Genomic DNA, 18,352 nt, shown 5'->3' with positions numbered 1-18,352 from the left:
AGCATGCTGCTGGGAACCGCCCTCCTTATTGACTTCATTGAAGGCTTTCCGCCCGGATCGAGAGAGGAAAGGCGTAATGGCAACGGTAGACTGCTGGCTGCTGCCGGATGGTATCGAGGAAGTTTTGCCGCCGGAGGCGGCCCGTATCGAGGTAGTGCGCCGCCAGATGCTGGATCTGTTCCAGCGCTGGGGCTATGAGTTCGTCGTCACCCCGCATATTGAATTCCTGGAGTCCTTACTGACCGGTGCCGGTCAGGACCTGGACCTGCGTACCTTCAAGGTGACGGACCCGCTGTCCGGTCGCCTGATCGGCTTTCGAGCCGACATCACCCCGCAGGTCGCGCGCATCGATGCGCACACCCTGCGCCGCGAGGGGCCGAGCCGACTCTGCTACGCTGGCAGCGTGCTGCATGCGAAGCCGCGGGCTCTATCCACCTCGCGCAGCCCCATCCAGCTCGGCGCGGAGCTTTACGGCGATACCAGCCCGGCGAGCGATGTGGAAGTCATCGGTCTGATGCTGGAGGTGCTCGAGCAGGTCGCAGTGCCGGACGTGCACATGGATCTCGGACATGTCGGTATCTACCGGGGGTTGGCTCGGGCGGCGGGGTTGTCCGGCGAGATCGAGCAGCAGCTGTTCGACGCCCTGCAGCGCAAGGCCGTCGACGAGGTGGAGGCTCTGACCGCGCCGCTGCCCGAGGCTCAGGCCTCGATGCTGCGCGCCTTGGCCGAGCTCTGCGGTGGTCGAGAAGTGCTCGATCTGGCCCAGGCCTGTCTGGTCGACGCGCCAGCCGAAGTGCGTGCGGCCCTGGATGAGTTGATCGCCATCGCCGACACGCTGAGCGTGCGCTATCCGGAGCTGCCACTGTATTTCGATCTGAGCGAGCTGCGCGGTTATCACTACCACACCGGCGTGGTGTTCGCGGCCTTCGTGCCGGGGGTTGGCCAGTCGATCGCCCAGGGCGGCCGCTACGACGACATTGGTGCCGATTTCGGTCGCGCCCGGCCGGCAACCGGTTTTTCCACCGATCTGAAGACCCTGGTGGCCCTGGGGCGGGTGGCGCCGGCCGAGCCGGTAGTCGGCATCTGGGCTCCGGACAGTCACGATGTCTATCTTTGGCAGATGGTGCAGCGCCTGCGGTGCCAGGGCGAGCGGGTGGTTCAGGCGTTGCCGGGTCAGCAGGTCGCCGCCGCCCGGGCCTGCGGCTGTGACCGGCAGTTGCTGCTGAGCGATGGCCGGTGGCGGGTGGTGCCGCTGGCATCCTGAGTTTCTTCGCCGGCCCATGGCCGGCATCAGTTTTTCCCGAAGAGGACAAGCGTTATGGGTAAGAATGTCGTGGTCCTGGGCACCCAGTGGGGTGATGAGGGCAAGGGCAAGATCGTCGATCTGCTGACCGATCAGGCGGCGGCCGTCGTGCGTTATCAGGGTGGCCACAACGCCGGTCACACCCTGGTCATCGATGGCGAGAGGACTGTGTTGCACCTGATTCCGTCCGGGATTCTGCGCGACAATGTGGAGTGCCTGATCGGCAACGGGGTGGTCGTGGCGCCGGATGCGCTACTGCGCGAGATCGCCAAGCTGGAGGAGAAGGGCGTGCCGGTGCGCGAGCGCCTGCGCATCAGTCCGTCCTGCACCCTGATCCTGCCCTACCACGTGGCCTTGGACCTGGCGCGCGAGGCAGCCCGCTCCGAAGGCAAGATCGGCACCACCGGTCGTGGCATCGGCCCGTCCTATGAGGACAAGGTGGCCCGCCGCGGCCTGCGCATTGGCGACCTGTTCAATCCGGAGCGCTTTGCCAAGAAGCTGCACGAGTTGCTGGAGTACCACAACTTCATCCTGCAGAACTTCTACAAGGTCGAGCCGGTGGATTTCCAGAAGACTCTCGACGAGGCGCTGGGCTATGCCGAACTGCTCAAGCCGATGATCACCGACGTCACTGCACGTCTGCACGAGCTGCGCAAGCAGGGGGCCTGCATCATGTTCGAGGGTGCCCAGGGTTCGCTGCTGGACATCGACCATGGCACCTATCCCTATGTGACCAGCTCCAGCACCACCGCCGGCGGTACCGCCACCGGTTCAGGGTTTGGTCCGCTGTATCTCGACTATATCCTCGGCATCACCAAGGCCTATACCACGCGCGTGGGGTCCGGGCCTTTCCCCACCGAGCTGTTCGACGACATCGGTGCGCGTCTGGCCAGCAAGGGCCATGAGTTCGGCTCCACCACCGGCCGCGCCCGCCGCTGTGGCTGGTTCGATGCGGTGATCTTGCGTCGTGCCATCGAAATCAACAGTATCTCCGGTCTGTGTTTGACCAAGCTGGACGTGCTGGACGGCCTGGAGACCGTCAAGCTGTGCGTAGCCTACCGGAACGCCGAGGGTGTCATCACCGAAGCGCCGACCGACGCCGACAGTTATGTGGGGCTGGAGCCGGTGTACGAGGAGATGCCGGGCTGGAAGGAGTCGACCGTCGGCATCAAGAGTCTGGGCGATCTGCCGGCCAATGCCCTTGCCTATATCAAGCGCATTGAGGCGCTGGTCGGTGCGCCCATCGACATTATCTCCACCGGGCCGGATCGCAACGAAACCATCGTGCTGCGCCATCCGTTCGCCTGAGTCTGGATCGCCCCGAGGCCGCCTGCGGGCGGTCTTCCGGACTAGAGTGCTTGCTATTGGAAGTGGGGTGGGGGCTTCGATGGCATTTCGGGAGTGTAGAAGCGAAAAAACCGAGCCATTGGCTCGGTTTTTTCGTGAATAAGATGGTGCCCAGGAGAAGACTCGAACTTCCACGGTGTTGCCACCGCTAGGACCTGAACCTAGTGCGTCTACCAATTCCGCCACCTGGGCACATGCGGCGACCAAGCACCGACTTGCGCAGTATTCATCGTGTTGACCGACACGGAGCCTGCTGTCCGTATAAAAGACCGCTTCTTTGGTGAAGCGTGCTTTTCAATATGGTGCCCAGGAGAAGACTCGAACTTCCACGGTGTTGCCACCGCTAGGACCTGAACCTAGTGCGTCTACCAATTCCGCCACCTGGGCACTGCATTTCAATGCTGTCGCATCGATTTCATGCTACAACGTCTCAACGTTGTGGGCGCGAACTATACGGAGCAGGTTTTGGCTTGTAAACCCTTGCGGTGAAAAAAATTATTGTCGCCGTAAAGCTGACCGGCAGATGGATTTCGCGCTTCAATAAGCAGATGGCAAATACCTCAAATGGAAACCATGAATAAGGTGACAACGCACTGATGGCCGATTGGCAAAGTCTCGATCCCGAGGCCGCCCGCGAGGCGGAAAAGTACGACAACCCCATTCCCAGCCGCGAGTTGATCCTGAAGCGCCTCGACGAGCGTGGCGCTCCCGCCAGCCGCGAGGAGCTGGCCGAGGAGTTTGGCCTGCGCGAGGAGGAGCAGATCGAAGCCCTGCGCCGGCGCCTGCGCGCCATGGAACGCGACGGTCAGCTGATCCATACCCGTCGCGGCACCTATGCGCCGGTGGACAAGCTCGATCTGGTGCTCGGTCGGGTCAGCGGACACCGCGACGGCTTTGGCTTCCTGATTCCGGACGACGGCAGCGAAGACCTCTTTCTCGGTCCGATGCAGATGCGCTTGCTGTTCGACGGTGACCGCGCCCTGGCGCGGGTGTCCGGCTTCGATCGGCGTGGCCGCCGCGAGGGAGCAGTCGTCGAAGTAGTCTCGCGAGCCCACGAAACCGTCGTCGGCCGCTATTACGAGGAAAGCGGCATCGGTTTCGTCATCCCCGACAACCCGAAGATCCAGCAGGAGGTGCTGGTCACCCCCGGTCGCACGGCCAACGCCGGGGTCGGCCAGTTCGTCGAGATCCGCATCACCCACTGGCCGACCCTGCGCTTCCAGCCGCAGGGCGACATCATCGAGGTGATCGGCAACTATATGGCGCCGGGCATGGAGATCGACGTCGCACTGCGCAGCTACGACATTCCCCACGTCTGGCCGGAGGCCGTGCTCAAGGAGGCGCGCAAGTTCAAGCCCGAGGTGGAGGAGAAGGATAAGCTCAAGCGCATCGACTTGCGCCATCTGCCATTCGTCACCATCGACGGTGAGGATGCCCGCGACTTCGACGATGCGGTTTACTGCGAGAAAGGCATTCTGGCCCCCTTGGCCGGTGGCTACCGCCTGTACGTGGCGATCGCCGACGTGTCCCACTACGCCAGGGTGGGCTCGGCTCTGGATGAGGAGGCCGGCCGGCGCGGCAACTCGGTGTATTTCCCCGAGCGGGTGGTGCCGATGCTGCCGGAGGAGCTCTCCAACGGACTCTGTTCGCTCAACCCGCAGGTCGACCGGCTGGCCATGGTCTGCGAGATGACCCTGTCGCGTTCCGGCAAGATGACCGACTACCAGTTCTACGAGGCGGTCATCCATTCTCATGCCCGACTGACCTACAACAGGGTCAGCACCATGCTGGAGCAGCCGAAGACCCCCGAAGGCAAGCGGCTGCGCAGCATCTATGCGGGGGTGTTGCCGCATCTCAAGCAGCTGCATTCGCTCTACAAGGTGCTGGTGAAGGCGCGTCAGGTGCGTGGTGCCATCGACTTCGAAACCCAGGAAACGCGCATCGTCTTCGGTTCCGGGCGCAAGATCGCGGAAATTCTGCCGACCGAGCGCAACGATGCGCACAAGCTGATCGAGGAATGCATGCTCTGTGCCAACGTGGCAACCGCCGCGTTCCTGCAGAAGCACGAGCTGCCAGGGCTCTACCGGGTGCACGACGGCCCGCCGGCGGAGCGCCTGGAGAAGCTCAAGGCATTCCTTGGCGAGCTTGGCCTGAGCCTGCATCGCAGCAAGGATGGTCCGACGCCGAAGGACTACCAGATGCTGCTGGAGTCGATCCAGGGGCGGCCGGACTTCCACCTGATCCAGACGGTTATGCTGCGCTCGCTCAGTCAGGCGGTATACAGTGCCGAGAATCATGGTCACTTCGGCCTGAACTACGAGGCCTATACCCATTTCACCTCGCCGATCCGCCGCTATCCGGATCTCCTGGTGCATCGCGCGATCCGCAGCGTGATTCGCTCCAAGCGCGAGACGCCTCATGTGCGCCGTGCGGGCGCGGCGAGCATGCCCAGGGCGCGCATCTACCCCTACGACGAGGCGTCCCTGGAGCAGCTCGGCGAGGCCTGCTCGATGACCGAGCGGCGTGCTGACGAGGCGACCCGCGACGTGGTCAACTGGCTGAAGTGCGAATTCATGCAGGATCGCGTCGGCGAGCGTTTCGACGGGGTGATCACGGCGGTAACTGGCTTTGGCATCTTCGTCGAACTGAAGGATATCTATGTGGAGGGGCTGGTGCATGTCACCGCCTTGCCGGGCGACTACTATCACTTCGATCCGGTTCACCACCGTCTGGCCGGGGAGCGCAGTGGGCGCGGCTTCCGGCTCGGCGACAGCGTTGCCGTGCGGGTGATGCGGGTCGACCTGGACGAGCGGCGGATCGACTTCGAACTGGTCGAGGGCGAGCGCGGGCAGCCGACCGGGCGCCGCCGGCGCTCTGCCGAGCAGGGCTCAGAGGTCGAGGGGCGTACCGCCAAGGGGCGTGGCAAGGGCAGCAGGGGTGGTAAGGGCAAGGAGCTGGCGCCACTGGCTTCCGAGTTGCTGGCCCAGGCCGAGGCCATGCTCGGCAACACCGATGTGAAGAAGAGTCGGGCGACCAAGCAGGCGCTGCTGGCCGAGGCCAAGACCACCAAGCCGGAGCGCCGGAAGGCGACCAAGGGCTCTACCGGCAAGGGGGGCGGCGGCAGGCAGCACAAGCCGGCCGACAAGGGCGCTTCCCGCAAGGCTCGGAGCAAGGCCAAGACATGAGCGAACTGGAAAGGATCTACGGCGTACATGCCGTGGAGGCCCTGCTGCGTCATCACCCTCGGCGGGTCAAGCAGCTCTGGCTGGCCGAGGGGCGTCAGGACCCTCGGGTGCAGGCGCTGCTCGAGATGGCCCGGCAGGCTCGGGTGCCGGTCGGCCCGCGTGAGCGCCGCGAGCTGGACGAGTGGGCCGAGGGCGTGCACCAGGGCGTGGTCGCCGAGGTCAGTCCCAGTCAGGTCTGGGGTGAGGCGATGCTCGACGAGCTGCTCGACCGCTGCGAGGGGCCGCCGCTGCTGCTGGTCCTGGATGGCGTCACCGATCCGCACAACCTCGGCGCCTGCCTGCGTACCGCCGATGCGGCTGGCGTGCAGGCGGTGATCGTGCCCAAGGACAAGTCGGCCACGTTGAACGCCACGGTGCGCAAGGTCGCCTGCGGCTCCGCCGAGGTGGTCCCGCTGGTGGCGGTGACCAACCTGGCGCGGACCCTGGGGAAGCTTCGCCAGCGCGGACTGTGGACGGTCGGCACCGCCGGCGAGGTCGAGCAGGAACTCTATGGGCTGGACCTGCGCGGCCCGACTGTGCTGATCATGGGTGCCGAGGGCAAGGGTATGCGGCGGCTGACCCGCGAGCACTGCGATTACCTGGTGCGCCTGCCGATGGCCGGCAGCGTCAGCAGCCTGAATGTATCCGTCGCCACTGGCATCTGTTTGTTCGAGGCGGTGCGCCAGCGCCGCACGCAATGACGGCACGGTACCCTTGTGCCTTGCTTCCCTCCCGGCCCTTCTCTAGAATTGCGCCCCTTGCCCTGAGCCGAGGCGCTGCGCCTCGGCTTATGACAAGTCCAACGAGTCATTCACTCCTTGCCTGACCGCATCGCGTCGGCAGGCTGCAACCCGTAAGGAGCATCCATGCGTCATTACGAAATCATTTTCCTGGTCCATCCGGATCAGAGCGAGCAGGTCGGTGGCATGGTGGAGCGTTACACCAAGCTGATCGAAGAGGATGGCGGCAAGATCCATCGCCTTGAAGACTGGGGCCGTCGCCAGCTGGCCTACGCCATCAACAACGTGCACAAGGCTCACTACGTGATGCTGAACGTCGAGTGCAGCGGCAAGGCCCTGGCCGAGCTGGAAGACAACTTCCGCTACAACGACGCCGTCATCCGCAACCTGGTCATCCGCCGCGACGAAGCCGTCACCGGCCAGTCCGAGATGCTCAAGGCCGAGGAAAACCGCAGTGAGCGTCGTGAGCGTCGCGAGCGCCCCGAACACGGCGGTCATGAAGGTCTCGACAGCGACAGCGATAAGGCTGACGAGTAATCCACGGATCTATTGAGGAGCAACTCCCATGGCACGTTTCTTCCGTCGTCGCAAGTTCTGTCGTTTCACTGCCGAAGGCGTGAAAGAGATCGATTTCAAGGATCTCAACACCCTGAAGGCTTACATCTCCGAAACCGGCAAGATCGTTCCCAGCCGCATCACCGGTACCAAGGCCCGTTATCAGCGTCAGCTGGCCACCGCTATCAAGCGTGCCCGCTATCTGGCCCTGCTGCCCTACACCGACAGCCACGGCCGTTGATGGCGGGCGGTCGACAGAGGTAAGGGATAGATCGCATGCGCGCCTTGGCCGAATTCATCATGCGCGGTCGCATGCAGGCCAGCTTCGTGGTCGTCAGCACCGCCGCCCTGCCGCTGCTGTTCTGGCTGAGTGCGGCGGCGGGCAGTCTGGTGTTGCTGCGCCGCGGGTTGAGCGACGCCTTCGGTATCGTTGCTCTGGCCATGCTGCCGGCGGCCGTCTGGTGGTACTTCGGCGAGCCACGCACCCTACTGCTGCTGCTCGGCACCCTGGGGCTGGCCCAGTTGCTGCGCGCCAGCGTGTCCTGGCGGCTGGTGCTGATGGGCAGTGTGCTGGTCGGCCTGGCCTATGCGCTGGTGCTGGGGGAGGTGTTCCGCGCCCCCATTGAGGCCATGGCGGGCGAGCTGCAGAAGCTCATGCCGCAGGTTCTCGAGTCGGCCAGGCCGCTCTCGGCGGACGAGCAGGTGCGTCTGGGTGCCCTGCTGGCGCCGGTGTTGACCGGCCTGCTGGCTGCGCTGCTGCAGATTGTCAGCCTGCTTGCCCTGGTGCTCGGTCGCTACTGGCAGAGCCTGCTATACAACCCCGGCGGTTTCGCCGGCGAGTTCCGCGCGCTGCGCCTGCCCTGGTTGTGGGCGTTAGCGCTGCTGACCGGCATGCTGCTCGCACCCAACCTGGGCGCGCAGCTGGCCATGCTGACGCCGCTGTGCAGCGTACCGCTGGTCTTCGCCGGCGCAGCCCTGGTACACGGGCTGGTGGCACAGGGGCGGCTGGGGCGGTTCTGGCTGGTGGGGCTGTATGTGACGCTGTTGCTGTTCATGCAGCTGACCTATCCGTTGCTGATGGTCTTGGCCATCGTCGACAGTCTGATTGATTTTCGCGGTCGCCAGACACCCAAGGGTGGCTCCGGAGCTGCGAACGGTGAAGGTTAAAAGTTAAGAGGTAAGACTCAAATGGAAGTCATCCTGCTGGAAAAGATCGCCAATCTGGGCAACCTGGGCGACAAGGTGAATGTAAAGGGCGGTTACGCACGTAACTTCCTGCTGCCGCAGGGCAAGGCCACCGCGGCCACCGCCGAGAATGTTGCGGCATTCGAAGCCCGTCGCGCCGAGCTGGAGCGTCTGGCTGCCGAGAAGAAGTCCTCCGCCGAAGAGCGCGCGGCCCATCTGAACGAGCTGGAAATCACCATCACCGCCACTGCCGGGGATGAAGGCAAGCTGTTCGGCTCCATCGGCACCGCAGACATCGCCGACGCCCTGACCGCCGCCGGTCTGGAAGTGGCGAAGAGCGAAGTGCGTCTCCCCAACGGCACCATTCGCCAGACCGGCGAATACGACGTGGCCCTGCACCTGCACTCCGACGTCGAGGCCAGCATCCGTCTGGTCGTGGTCGGCGGCTAAGCGGTCGCCATTTCGTCTGGCAGCCTTGCTGCCAGACGCCTAACATCGGGCACTCTCCGCAGTCGCGGAGCGTGCCCGTTGTCTTTCTGCCGTCCCGGAATCGGAATCCTCGCCAGCCATGAATGACATCAGTCCTCCCGAACAATACGACCTGGAAACCGCTGCCCTCAAGGTGCCGCCGCATTCCATCGAGGCCGAGCAGGCCGTGCTGGGCGGCTTGATGCTGGACAACAACACCTGGGAGCGGGTGCTGGACCAGGTTTCCGACGGCGACTTCTACCGCCATGACCACCGCATGATCTTTCGCGCCATCACGGTGCTGGCCGAGCGCAACATGCCATTCGACGTGGTCACCCTGTCCGAGCAGTTGGACAAGGAAGGCCACCTGGAGCAGGTCGGCGGCCTGGCCTACCTAGGCGAGCTGGCCAAGAACATCCCCTCGGTGGCCAACATCAAGGCCTATGCGCAGATCGTCCGCGAGCGCGCCACCCTGCGCCAGCTGATCGGCATCAGCAACCGGATCGCCGACAGCGCCTATGCACCTCAAGGCCGCAGTGGCGACGAGATCCTCGACGAGGCCGAGCGTATGATCTTCCAGATCGCCGAGGCACGGCCGAAGACCGGCGGCCCGATGGCGATCAACGACATCCTGGTCAAGGCTATCGATCGCATCGATTCGCTGTTCAACTCCGGCGACGCCATCACCGGCCTGTCCACCGGCTTCACCGATCTGGACGAGCAGACCAGCGGCCTGCAGCCGGCCGACCTGGTCATCGTCGCCGGGCGTCCGTCCATGGGCAAGACCACTTTCGCCATGAACCTGGTGGAGAACGCCGTGCTGCGTAGCGACAAGGCAGTGCTGGTGTATTCCCTGGAGATGCCTGCCGAATCCATCGTGATCCGGATGCTCGCTTCGCTCGGGCGCATCGACCAGACCAAGGTGCGCGCCGGCCGCCTGGATGACGACGACTGGCCGCGGCTGACCTCGGCGGTCAACCTGCTCAACGAGCGCAAGCTGTTCATCGATGATACCGCCGGCATCAGCCCGGCGGAAATGCGCGCTCGCACCCGGCGCCTGGCCCGCGAGCATGGCGAGATCGCCATGATCATGGTCGATTACCTGCAACTGATGCAGATCCCCGGTTCCAGCGGCGACAACCGGGTGAACGAGATTTCCGAGATCTCCCGCTCGCTGAAGGCGCTGGCCAAGGAGTTCAGTTGCCCGGTGATCGCCCTTTCGCAGCTCAACCGCTCGCTGGAGCAGCGTCCCAACAAGCGCCCGGTGAACTCCGACCTGCGCGAATCCGGTGCCATCGAGCAGGACGCCGACGTCATCATGTTCGTCTACCGCGATGAGGTCTATCATCCAGAAACCGAATTCAAGGGTGTCGCCGAGATCATCATCGGCAAGCAGCGCAACGGTCCGATCGGCACCACCCGGCTGGCCTTCCTCGGCAAGTACTCGCGCTTCGAGAACCTGGCTCCGGGCAGTTACCAGTTCGACGAGTGACCCACTGGACAGTCCTGCCCGCGCGGATTAGCGTCAAACGGGGAGCCACATTCCGCACAGGGAGGCCGACATGGCTGCTCCGGCGCGTCCTTCCGCCTTCACCGCCGGCCTGCGCGCTCTGCCAAAGGGCATCTGGGCGCTGGGCTTCGGCTCGATGCTCATGGATATCTCCTCCGAGCTGATCCACAGCCTGTTGCCGCTGTTCATGGTCGGCGTGCTCGGCACTTCTCTGGTGACGGTGGGTATCATCGAGGGCATGGCCGAGGCCGCCGCGGCATTCGCCAAGGTGTTCTCCGGCGCGCTCAGCGACTACCTGGGGCGGCGCAAGCAACTGATGGTGTTCGGCTATGCCCTGGCGGCTTTCAGCAAGCCGTTGTTTCCCCTGGCTGCGAGCATCGACTGGGTTTTCGCCGCGCGCTTCGCCGACCGCGTCGGCAAGGGCATCCGCGGTGCGCCGCGGGATGCGCTGATCGCCGACTTGGTGCAACCGCCGCTGCGCGGTGCGGCCTATGGCTTGCGTCAGGCGCTGGACTCGCTCGGCGCGGTGATCGGGCCGCTGCTGGCGCTGCTGTTCATGTTCTGGTTCGCCAACGACATCAAGGCGGTGATGTGGGTGGCGGTGATCCCGGCCTTCCTCACCGTAGCCTTGCTGCTGCGTTACGTGCAGGAGCCGGTGCGCGCCGGGGCCGGGGAGGGCGCCCGGCTGCCGCTGCGCCTGAGCGACGTGCGTCAACTGGGCGGAACCTACTGGTGGGTGGTGGGCATCGGCGCGGTGTTCACCCTGGCCCGCTTCAGCGAGGCTTTCCTGATCCTGCGCGCCGAGGACGTGGGCGTGCCCCTCGGCCTGGTGCCGCTGGCCCTGGTGGTGATGAGCCTGTTCTATGCCCTCTGCGCCTATCCGGCGGGACAGGCCGCCGACCGTTTCGATGCGCGCCGGCTGCTGCTGTTCAGCCTGCTGCTGCTGGTCCTCGCCGACCTGCTGCTGGCCAGCGCCGGCGGTCCCTGGCTGGCCTTCGCCGGCGCCGCCCTGTGGGGATTGCACATGGCCTTCAGCCAGGGCCTCTTGGCCAAGCTGGTGGCCGACAGTGCGCCGCTGGCGCTGCGCGGCACCGCCTTCGGCTTCTTCAATCTGCTCGGCGGGGTGGCGCTGCTGGCAGCCAGCATGGTTGCCGGCGCCCTGTGGCAGCGCTTCGGCGCCGCCGCCACCTTCCTCGCCGGCGCCGCCTTCGCCGCGCTGGCCGCCCTGGGGCTGCTGGCCTGGCGCGGTGTGGCCAGGGAGGATCCGAACTAGCGCGGCGCAGGCGGGCGCTTGCCGGGCTTGCCACCCTTCGCCGGCTTGCCGTTGCCGGCCTTGCGCCGCGCCTCGGCGGCGGCCTTGGCCTGTTCGCGCTTGTTCCAGGGGGTGCCGTCGTGGCTGCGGGGCGGCAGGCCGCTGTGCTGGGTGAGCAGCGGTTTGCCGAGCTTCTTGCTGCCGGTCGGCGTAGAGTTCTTGCGCCGCGCGCTGTGATAGCTATCGGTTTCCGGCTGGTAGGCCGGAATCAGCTGGTGCTTGCCGTTGCCGATCAGATCGGCGCGGCCCATCTCCTTCAGCGCCTCGCGCAGCAGCGGCCAGTTCTGCGGATCGTGGTAGCGCAGGAAGGCCTTGTGCAGGCGGCGCTGCCGCTCGCTCTTGACGATGGTCACCCCGTCGCTCTTGTAGGTCACCTTGCGCAGCGGGTCACGCCCCGAGTGGTACATGGCGGTGGCGGTGGCCATGGGCGAAGGGTAGAAGGCCTGCACCTGATCGGCGCGGAAATTGTTGCGTTTGAGCCACAGGGCAAGGCTCATCATGTCCTCGTCGCTGGTGCCGGGGTGCGCGGCGATGAAGTAGGGGATCAGGTACTGCTCCTTGCCCGCTTCCTTGGAGAACTTGTCGAACATCTTCTTGAAGCGATCATAGGTGCCGATGCCCGGCTTCATCATCCTGGAGAGCGGGCCCTGCTCGGTGTGCTCCGGGGCGATCTTCAGATAGCCGCCGACATGGTGGGTGACCAGCTCCCTGACGTATTCCGGCGACTCCACGGCGAGGTCATAGCGCAGGCCCGAGGCGATCAGGATCTTCTTCACTCCCGGCAGGTCGCGGGCCGAACGGTAAAGGTGGATCAGCGCCGAATGGTCGGTGTTCAGGTTGTCGCAGATGCCGGGGTAGACGCAGGACGGCTTGCGGCAGGCGGCCTCGATCGTGCGGCTCTTGCAGGCGATGCGGTACATGTTGGCGGTCGGCCCGCCGAGGTCGGAGATCACCCCGGTGAAGCCCGGCACCCGGTCGCGGATCTCCTCGATCTCGTGCAGGATCGACTCCTCCGAGCGGTTCTGGATGATCCGGCCCTCGTGCTCGGTGATCGAGCAGAAGGTGCAGCCGCCGAAGCAGCCACGCATGATGTTCACCGAGAAGCGGATCATCTCGTAGGCCGGGATGCGTTCGCCGCCGTAGGCCGGATGCGGTACGCGGGCATAGGGCAGGCCGAACACATAGTCCATCTCCTCGGTGGAGAGGGGGATTGGCGGCGGATTGAGCCAGACGTCCAGCTCGGCGTGGCGCTGCACCAGGGCGCGGGCATTGCCCGGGTTGGTCTCCTGATGCAGCACGCGGCTGGCGTGGGCATAGAGCACCGGGTCGTTGCGCAGCTTCTCGAAGGACGGCAGGCGGACCACCGTGCGCTCGCGGCTCAGCTTCGGGTGCGGCAGCAGCTCGACCGGCTGCGCCGCGGCCGGATCGTCCGGTTCGCCCCTTGCCTGTTCGAGGGCGCAGGCCTCGAGATCCTGGGTATTGATGTACGGGTTGATGATCTTGTCGACCTTGCCGGGGCGGTCGATGCGCGTGGAGTCGATCTCGAACCAGCCCTCCGGCGTGTCGCGGCGGACGAAGGCGCTGCCGCGGATGCCGGTGATCGACTCGATGCGTTCGCCGGCGGCCAGGCGGTGGGCCACCTCCACCACGGCGCGCTCGGCGTTGCCGAACAGCAGCAAGTCGGCGGTGGCGTCCATGAGGATCGAGCGGCGCACCTTGTCCTGCCAGTAGTCGTAGTGGGCGATGCGGCGCAGCGAGGCCTCGATGCCGCCGAGCACCACCGGCACCTGGCTCCAGGCCTCCTTGCAGCGCTGGCTGTAGACCAGGCTGGCGCGGTCCGGGCGCCTGCCGGCGAGGCCGCCGGGCGTGTAAGCGTCGTCGGAGCGGATCTTCCGGTCGGCGGTGTAGCGGTTGATCATCGAGTCCATGTTGCCGGCGGCGACGCCGAAGAACAGGTTCGGCTTGCCGAGCCTCATGAAGTCGTCCTTCGAGCGCCAATCCGGCTGGCTGATGATGCCGACCCGGAAGCCCTGGGCCTCCAGCAGGCGGCCGATGATCGCCATGCCGAAGGAGGGATGGTCCACGTAGGCGTCGCCGGTGACGATGATCACGTCGCAGGAATCCCAGCCGAGCTGCTCCATCTCCTCCCGGCTCATCGGCAGGAAGGGTGCCGGTCCGAAGCATTCGGCCCAGTACTTGGGATAGTCGAAGAGCGGCTTGGCTGCGTGCATGGCGGTGACCGGCGGGGGATTGCGAAGGGCGCGCAATATAGCACAAAAAATGAGCAGAAGGCCGAGTGGAATAGTCGGTTATAGGCAGGGCTCAGCCCTGCTGGAAGTGTCTGGAATCGGTAGCGCCGCGGCACCCGCGCGGTCATCCGGGTCAGCAGCTCGTAGCCGATGGTGCCGCAGGCGCGGGCAACCTCGTCGACCGGCAGCCCGGCGCCCCACAGCTCCACCGCATCGCCGACCCGCGCCTCGGGCAGCTCGCCCAGATCCACCGTCAGCACGTCCATGGACACCCGCCCGGCCAGCGGCGCACGCAGCGCCGTCATCACCTCGCGCCCATCGTGGCCATAGACGTTCGCCTTGACCACCACGAAGGCCCGGCGCGCAGGGCATGGTTGTGACGGAGGGCGGCCAGATCGAGCGTGACGACGAGAGGGCGCATGGGGAGGTCCTTGAGAAACGGGGGCGCCCCAGGTACTCCGGCGGCGCGGCTGCGGGCGTGTTCCAGCTTTGGGAAGTGGCGGCGAACGTCGGGAAAGAACCCAATCACCATGGGAGATTTCCCTCAAACTCTGTGGAAAGGCCTGTGGATAAACCTGGGAACAAATCCCTCGCTCGAGACTGGACGCGGCTTGCAGCGTGGTTGAGCGAAAAGTGAGCGGCAAATCCCGAAAGCGGCTTGGAACAGGCGGTTTTCCTGACGTCAGGGAAGGATAACGCTCGGGCTCGGCTCAGCCAGAGGCGCCGTCTGCTTGTCCAGCGAAACTGTGGAGCAGCCTGTGGATAAGCTGCGCACGAATGGCGCGGACCCGCCAGCGGCGGGCCTTGTGCGGCCTTGCTCGTTTCTTGCTCAGCGGCTCGCCTTGAGGATGACGAACTTGGGCGTCGCCGCCACCTGCTCGACCCGGGAGAACAGCTTCCTGAGCTTGACGTGATAGCCCAGGTGGCGGTTGCCGACGATCCACAGCGCGCCGCCCGACACCAGCGCCGTCCGGGCCTGCTGGAACATGCGCCAGGCGAGGAAGTCGCCGACTACCTGCTGCTGGTGGAACGGCGGGTTGCACAGCACTGCGTCCAGGGAGCGCTCCGCCTGGCCGGCCAGGCCATCGGCGGCGCGGATCTCCACCGGCCGCTCACCGAGCGCCGCGCGCCAGTTCTCCCGCGCCGACTGCACAGCCATGTAGGACTCGTCGATCAGGGTCAGTCGCGCCTTGGGGTTGGCCAGCGCGCAGACGATGGCGAGCACCCCGTTGCCGCAGCCGAGGTCGGCGACCCTCGCCGCGCCGAGTCCCTGCGGCAGGTGCGGGAGGAAAGCGCGGGTGCCGATGTCCAGCCCGTCGCGGCAGAATACATTGGCATGGTTGAGCAGCTCGACGGGTGGCTGGTCGAGGCGGTAGCGGGTCGGGTAGGGCGAGCGCGGTGAGGGCCTGTCCTGCGGCGTGGCGAACAGCAGGCGCGCCTTCTTCACTGCCAGCGAGGCCTGAACCGGGCCGACATGACGCTCCAGCAGCTCGCCGGCGGCGCGCGGCAGGTGCTTGACCATGGCCGCGGCGATCACCTGGGCGCCCGGCGCCAGCCGGCCGTGCAGGCGGATCAGCTGTTCCTCGAGCAATGCCAGGGTCTTGGGCACGCGGATCAGCACCCGGTCGAAGGGGCCTTCAGCGGTCTCGCTGGCCGGCACGAAGTTCACTGCCTCCGCCGCCAGGCCGTTGCGCCGCAGGTTGTCCTGCAGGGCCAGGCAGCCCAGATGGGAGTCGCCGCTGCTGGCCACCCGGGCATGACCCGCCAGGGCGGAGGCCAGCGCGCCGAAGGCGTCGTTGAGCAGCAGCAGCCGCGACTGCGCGGGCAAGCCCTGCTCGTGCAGGTGCTGCAGCAGGTATTCGTCGGCGGCATCGAAGGCCTGCAGGGGATCGTCGCGTCGCAGCGGCTGGCGCTGCAGCTCGAGACGGGCGAACGGAGTATCGAGAATGGACATGGCGGGGGGCGACGTTTGTCTATACCAAAAGAGAAGCCGGCGTTTTTCTGCAAGACGGGGGATTCGCATTTGCCGCGAGCGCCGGCCCGGACACAGTCATGGTTTTCGCCCGGGAGACCGCGGCGAACGAGGAGCGAAGTATGACCGCCAGCGAAGATAAGTTCACCCGGCAGGCGCTGCTCGAGGTCTGGCCCTGGACGGATACCCTGTTCAGCCTGCGCTGCAGCCGCCCGCCGGAGTTCCGTTTCCGCGCCGGCCAGTTCGCCCGCCTCGGCTTGTGCAAGGCCGACGGCAGCACCGTCTGGCGCGCCTATTCGATGGTCTCGGCGCCGGCCGAGGAGCAGCTGGAATTCGTCTCCGTGGTGGTGCCGGGCGGCGAGTTCACCAGCGAGCTGTGCCACCTCAGGCCTGGTGATACGCTGCTTGTGGAGCGCCAGCCCTATGGCTTTCTCACCCTCGAGCGCTTCCCCGGCGGCCGAGACCTCTGGCTGCTGGCCACCGGTACCGGGCTCGGGCCCTTCCTGTCGATCCTCCGCGACCCCGAAGTCTGGCAGCGCTTCGAGCACATCCTGCTGGTGCACAGCGTGCGCACCGCGGGCGAGCTGGCCTACCGCGAGCAGATTGGCGAACTACCCGCACGCATGCAGCCGCAGGGTGCCCGGGAGCAGCTGCGCTACCTGCCGCTGGTGACCCGCGAGGAGGTACCCGGGACCCTGCAGGGGCGGATCACCGCGCTGCTCGACAGCGGCGAGCTGGAGCGCGCCGCCGGCCTGGCGCTCGACCCAACATACTCGCGGCTCATGCTCTGCGGCAACCCGCAGATGATCAAGGACTGCCGGGCACTGCTGAAGGCGCGCAACCTGCAGCTCAGCCTGAGCCGCCAGCCGGGCCAGGTGGCGGTGGAGAACTACTGGTAGCGGGAGGGTGCCGTTTCCCCTTGGCCCGGGCGGCCGGCGCTGGCAAAGTCGTATCCCTCAGGGCGGCCGTCGGGCCGCTGCCGGCAAGCCTTGCGTGAGGGACACAACCGATGACGGAGATTCTCGACAACCTAGTCGCCCTGCTGAGCCTCGAGCCCATCGAGGAAAACCTCTTCCGCGGCTGTAGCGAGGACCTCGGCCTGCGCCAGCTGTTCGGCGGTCAGGTGCTCGGTCAGTCGCTGTCGGCAGCCAGCCAGACGGTCGAGCCCGGCCGCCAGGTGCATTCGTTGCACGGCTACTTCCTGCGCCCCGGCGATGCCAGCCTGCCGGTGCTCTACGAGGTCGATCCGCTGCGCGATGGCAAGAGCTTCAGCGCCCGGTGGGTCACCGCGATCCAGAAGGGCCGGCCGATCTTCACCTGCTGCGCCTCCTTCCAGACCGGCGAGGAAGGTCTCGACCACCAGCAGCCGGTCATGCCCGAGGTGCCGGGGCCGGAAGGGCTGGTTTCGGAAACCGAGCTGGCGCGGCAGGTCGCCGACCGGCTGCCGGAGCGCATCCACGACTGGGCGATCAGCGCCAAGCCGATCGAGATCCGCCCGGTGACCCAGGTCAATCCCTTCTCGCCCGAGCCCTGTGCGCCGATCCGCTACGCCTGGTTCCGCGCCGACGGGCGCCTGCCGGACGAGCCGCAGTTGCACCGCTACCTGCTCGCCTACGCCTCGGACTTCTCCCTGCTGAACACGGCGCTGCAGCCGCACGGGGTATCGGTGTTCCAGCGGTTCATGCAGGTGGCCAGCCTCGACCATGCCCTGTGGTTCCACGGCGATCTGCGCCTGGACGACTGGCTGCTCTTCGCGGTGGAGAGCCCCTGGGCCGGCAATGCCCGGGGCTTCGCCCGCGGCCATGTGTTCGAGCGCAGCGGCCGGCTGGTCGCCTCCATGGCCCAGGAGGGCCTGATCCGCCTGCGTGAGGATTGGCAGTGAGGTTCGCCGCGGCCCGCCACTGGGTGTTCGACATGGATGGCACCCTGACCGTCGCCATCCACGATTTCACCGCCATCCGCCGCGCCCTGGAGATCCCTCCAGAGGACGACATCCTCCACCATCTGGCCGCTCTGCCGGCGGCGCAGGCCGCGGCGAAGCACGCCTGGCTGCTCGAGCACGAGCGCGGGCTGGCCCTGGGCGCTCGTCCGGCCACCGGCGCAGTGGAGCTGGTACGCGTGCTGCGCGGGCGTGGCTGCCGCCTCGGCCTGCTGACCCGCAACGCCCACGAGCTGGCCCTGCTCACCCTGCAGGCGATCGGTCTGGCCGACTGCTTCGCCAGCGTGGATATCCTCGGTCGCGACGAGGCGCCGCCCAAGCCTCATCCCGGCGGCCTGCTGCAGCTGGCCGCGGCCTGGGGCGTGGCGCCCGCGCAACTGGTGATGGTCGGCGACTACCGCAACGATCTGGAATGCGCGCGCGGCGCGGGGGCACACGCCGTACTGATCTGCCCGGCGAAAAACCCCTGGCCCGAGCTGACCGACTGGCAGGTGCGCGACTGCTTCGAGTTGCTCGCGCAGCTGTAGGCCGGGTTACGAGACGTCAAA

The 18,352-nt window shown here is 66.2% G+C and carries 15 protein-coding genes, 2 tRNA genes and 1 pseudogene; 13 read left to right on the top strand and 5 right to left on the bottom strand.

Annotation, left to right across the window (positions count from 1 at the left end; translation table 11 throughout):
- The first annotated feature begins 76 nt into the window (after window positions 1-76).
- Together ACYVD0_RS08160 and ACYVD0_RS08155 are read left to right on the top strand one after the other, a co-directional pair.
- Window positions 77-1,264 (top strand): ATP phosphoribosyltransferase regulatory subunit, encoded by a 1,188-nt coding sequence (locus tag ACYVD0_RS08160; RefSeq protein WP_460426348.1) that lies wholly within the window; start codon window positions 77-79, stop codon window positions 1,262-1,264.
- A gap of 54 nt (window positions 1,265-1,318) precedes the next feature.
- Window positions 1,319-2,611, top strand: a complete 1,293-nt coding sequence (locus tag ACYVD0_RS08155; protein WP_460426347.1) for an adenylosuccinate synthetase — start codon at window positions 1,319-1,321, stop codon at window positions 2,609-2,611.
- A gap of 144 nt (window positions 2,612-2,755) precedes the next feature.
- On the opposite strand, the gene ACYVD0_RS08150 is transcribed toward ACYVD0_RS08155, so the two are convergent.
- Window positions 2,756-2,842: transfer RNA gene (locus ACYVD0_RS08150), tRNA-Leu, on the bottom strand.
- Window positions 2,843-2,950: 108 nt separating this feature from the next.
- Window positions 2,951-3,037, bottom strand: a tRNA-Leu gene (locus ACYVD0_RS08145).
- A gap of 209 nt (window positions 3,038-3,246) precedes the next feature.
- Between ACYVD0_RS08145 and rnr the strand changes: the two genes are divergently transcribed.
- The 8 genes from rnr (at window position 3,247) to ACYVD0_RS08105 (ending at window position 11,605) form a co-directional block, all read left to right on the top strand.
- Window positions 3,247-5,835, top strand: a complete 2,589-nt coding sequence (gene rnr / locus ACYVD0_RS08140) for a ribonuclease R family protein (protein ID WP_460426346.1) — start codon at window positions 3,247-3,249, stop codon at window positions 5,833-5,835.
- Complete coding sequence (gene rlmB, locus ACYVD0_RS08135; RefSeq protein WP_460426345.1) at window positions 5,832-6,575, top strand: 23S rRNA (guanosine(2251)-2'-O)-methyltransferase RlmB; 744 nt, start codon at window positions 5,832-5,834, stop codon at window positions 6,573-6,575. Before rnr ends, rlmB begins: the two co-directional genes overlap by 4 nt.
- 165 nt (window positions 6,576-6,740) lie before the next feature.
- Window positions 6,741-7,151 (top strand): 30S ribosomal protein S6, encoded by a 411-nt coding sequence (rpsF, locus tag ACYVD0_RS08130; protein WP_460426344.1) that lies wholly within the window; start codon window positions 6,741-6,743, stop codon window positions 7,149-7,151.
- 28 nt (window positions 7,152-7,179) lie between these two features.
- Window positions 7,180-7,410 carry a 30S ribosomal protein S18 gene (gene rpsR, locus ACYVD0_RS08125; RefSeq protein ID WP_012699436.1) on the top strand — a complete coding sequence of 77 codons (231 nt, stop codon included), beginning with the start codon at window positions 7,180-7,182 and terminating at the stop codon, window positions 7,408-7,410.
- Window positions 7,411-7,445: 35 nt separating this feature from the next.
- On the top strand, window positions 7,446-8,336 hold the full coding sequence (locus ACYVD0_RS08120) for a hypothetical protein (protein ID WP_460426343.1): 891 nt from the start codon (window positions 7,446-7,448) through the stop codon (window positions 8,334-8,336).
- Window positions 8,337-8,357: 21 nt separating this feature from the next.
- Window positions 8,358-8,804, top strand: coding sequence for a bL9 family ribosomal protein (gene rplI / locus ACYVD0_RS08115; RefSeq protein WP_460426342.1), 447 nt, complete (start codon window positions 8,358-8,360; stop codon window positions 8,802-8,804).
- 118 nt (window positions 8,805-8,922) lie between these two features.
- Window positions 8,923-10,314: a replicative DNA helicase gene (gene dnaB / locus ACYVD0_RS08110; RefSeq protein ID WP_460426341.1), complete on the top strand. Its 1,392-nt coding sequence runs from the start codon at window positions 8,923-8,925 to the stop codon at window positions 10,312-10,314.
- Window positions 10,315-10,384: 70 nt separating this feature from the next.
- On the top strand, window positions 10,385-11,605 hold the full coding sequence (locus tag ACYVD0_RS08105) for an MFS transporter (RefSeq protein ID WP_460426340.1): 1,221 nt from the start codon (window positions 10,385-10,387) through the stop codon (window positions 11,603-11,605).
- Here ACYVD0_RS08105 and ACYVD0_RS08100 read toward each other — a convergent pair.
- The 3 genes and pseudogenes from ACYVD0_RS08100 to ACYVD0_RS08090 form a co-directional block, all read right to left on the bottom strand.
- Window positions 11,602-13,875 carry a B12-binding domain-containing radical SAM protein gene (locus ACYVD0_RS08100; protein ID WP_460426339.1) on the bottom strand — a complete coding sequence of 758 codons (2,274 nt, stop codon included), beginning with the start codon at window positions 13,873-13,875 and terminating at the stop codon, window positions 11,602-11,604. The two genes, ACYVD0_RS08105 and ACYVD0_RS08100, sit on opposite strands and share 4 nt — an antisense overlap.
- 119 nt (window positions 13,876-13,994) lie before the next feature.
- A pseudogene (locus tag ACYVD0_RS08095) lies at window positions 13,995-14,186 on the bottom strand (alanine racemase C-terminal domain-containing protein); the annotation flags it as partial.
- Between the two features lie 536 nt (window positions 14,187-14,722).
- Window positions 14,723-15,847, bottom strand: coding sequence for a 23S rRNA (guanine(1835)-N(2))-methyltransferase RlmG (locus tag ACYVD0_RS08090; protein ID WP_460426338.1), 1,125 nt, complete (start codon window positions 15,845-15,847; stop codon window positions 14,723-14,725).
- Window positions 15,848-15,987: 140 nt separating this feature from the next.
- On the opposite strand from ACYVD0_RS08090, the gene ACYVD0_RS08085 reads away from it, so the two are divergent.
- From ACYVD0_RS08085 to ACYVD0_RS08075, 3 genes are all read left to right on the top strand, one after another.
- A complete protein-coding gene (locus tag ACYVD0_RS08085) occupies window positions 15,988-16,764 on the top strand; it encodes a ferredoxin--NADP reductase (RefSeq protein ID WP_460426337.1) in 777 nt (258 codons plus the stop codon).
- A 110-nt stretch (window positions 16,765-16,874) separates the two neighbouring features.
- The gene (locus tag ACYVD0_RS08080) at window positions 16,875-17,747 is read left to right on the top strand and encodes an acyl-CoA thioesterase domain-containing protein (RefSeq protein WP_460426336.1); all 873 of its coding nucleotides are present in this window, start codon (window positions 16,875-16,877) and stop codon (window positions 17,745-17,747) included.
- Window positions 17,744-18,331 (top strand): HAD family hydrolase, encoded by a 588-nt coding sequence (locus ACYVD0_RS08075; RefSeq protein ID WP_460426335.1) that lies wholly within the window; start codon window positions 17,744-17,746, stop codon window positions 18,329-18,331. The genes ACYVD0_RS08080 and ACYVD0_RS08075 overlap by 4 nt, the downstream gene beginning before the upstream one ends.
- Window positions 18,332-18,352: the final 21 nt, after the last annotated feature.

It is taken from the genome of Azotobacter armeniacus (assembly GCF_054779355.1).
This window is presented reverse-complemented; position numbering and strand designations above follow the sequence as displayed.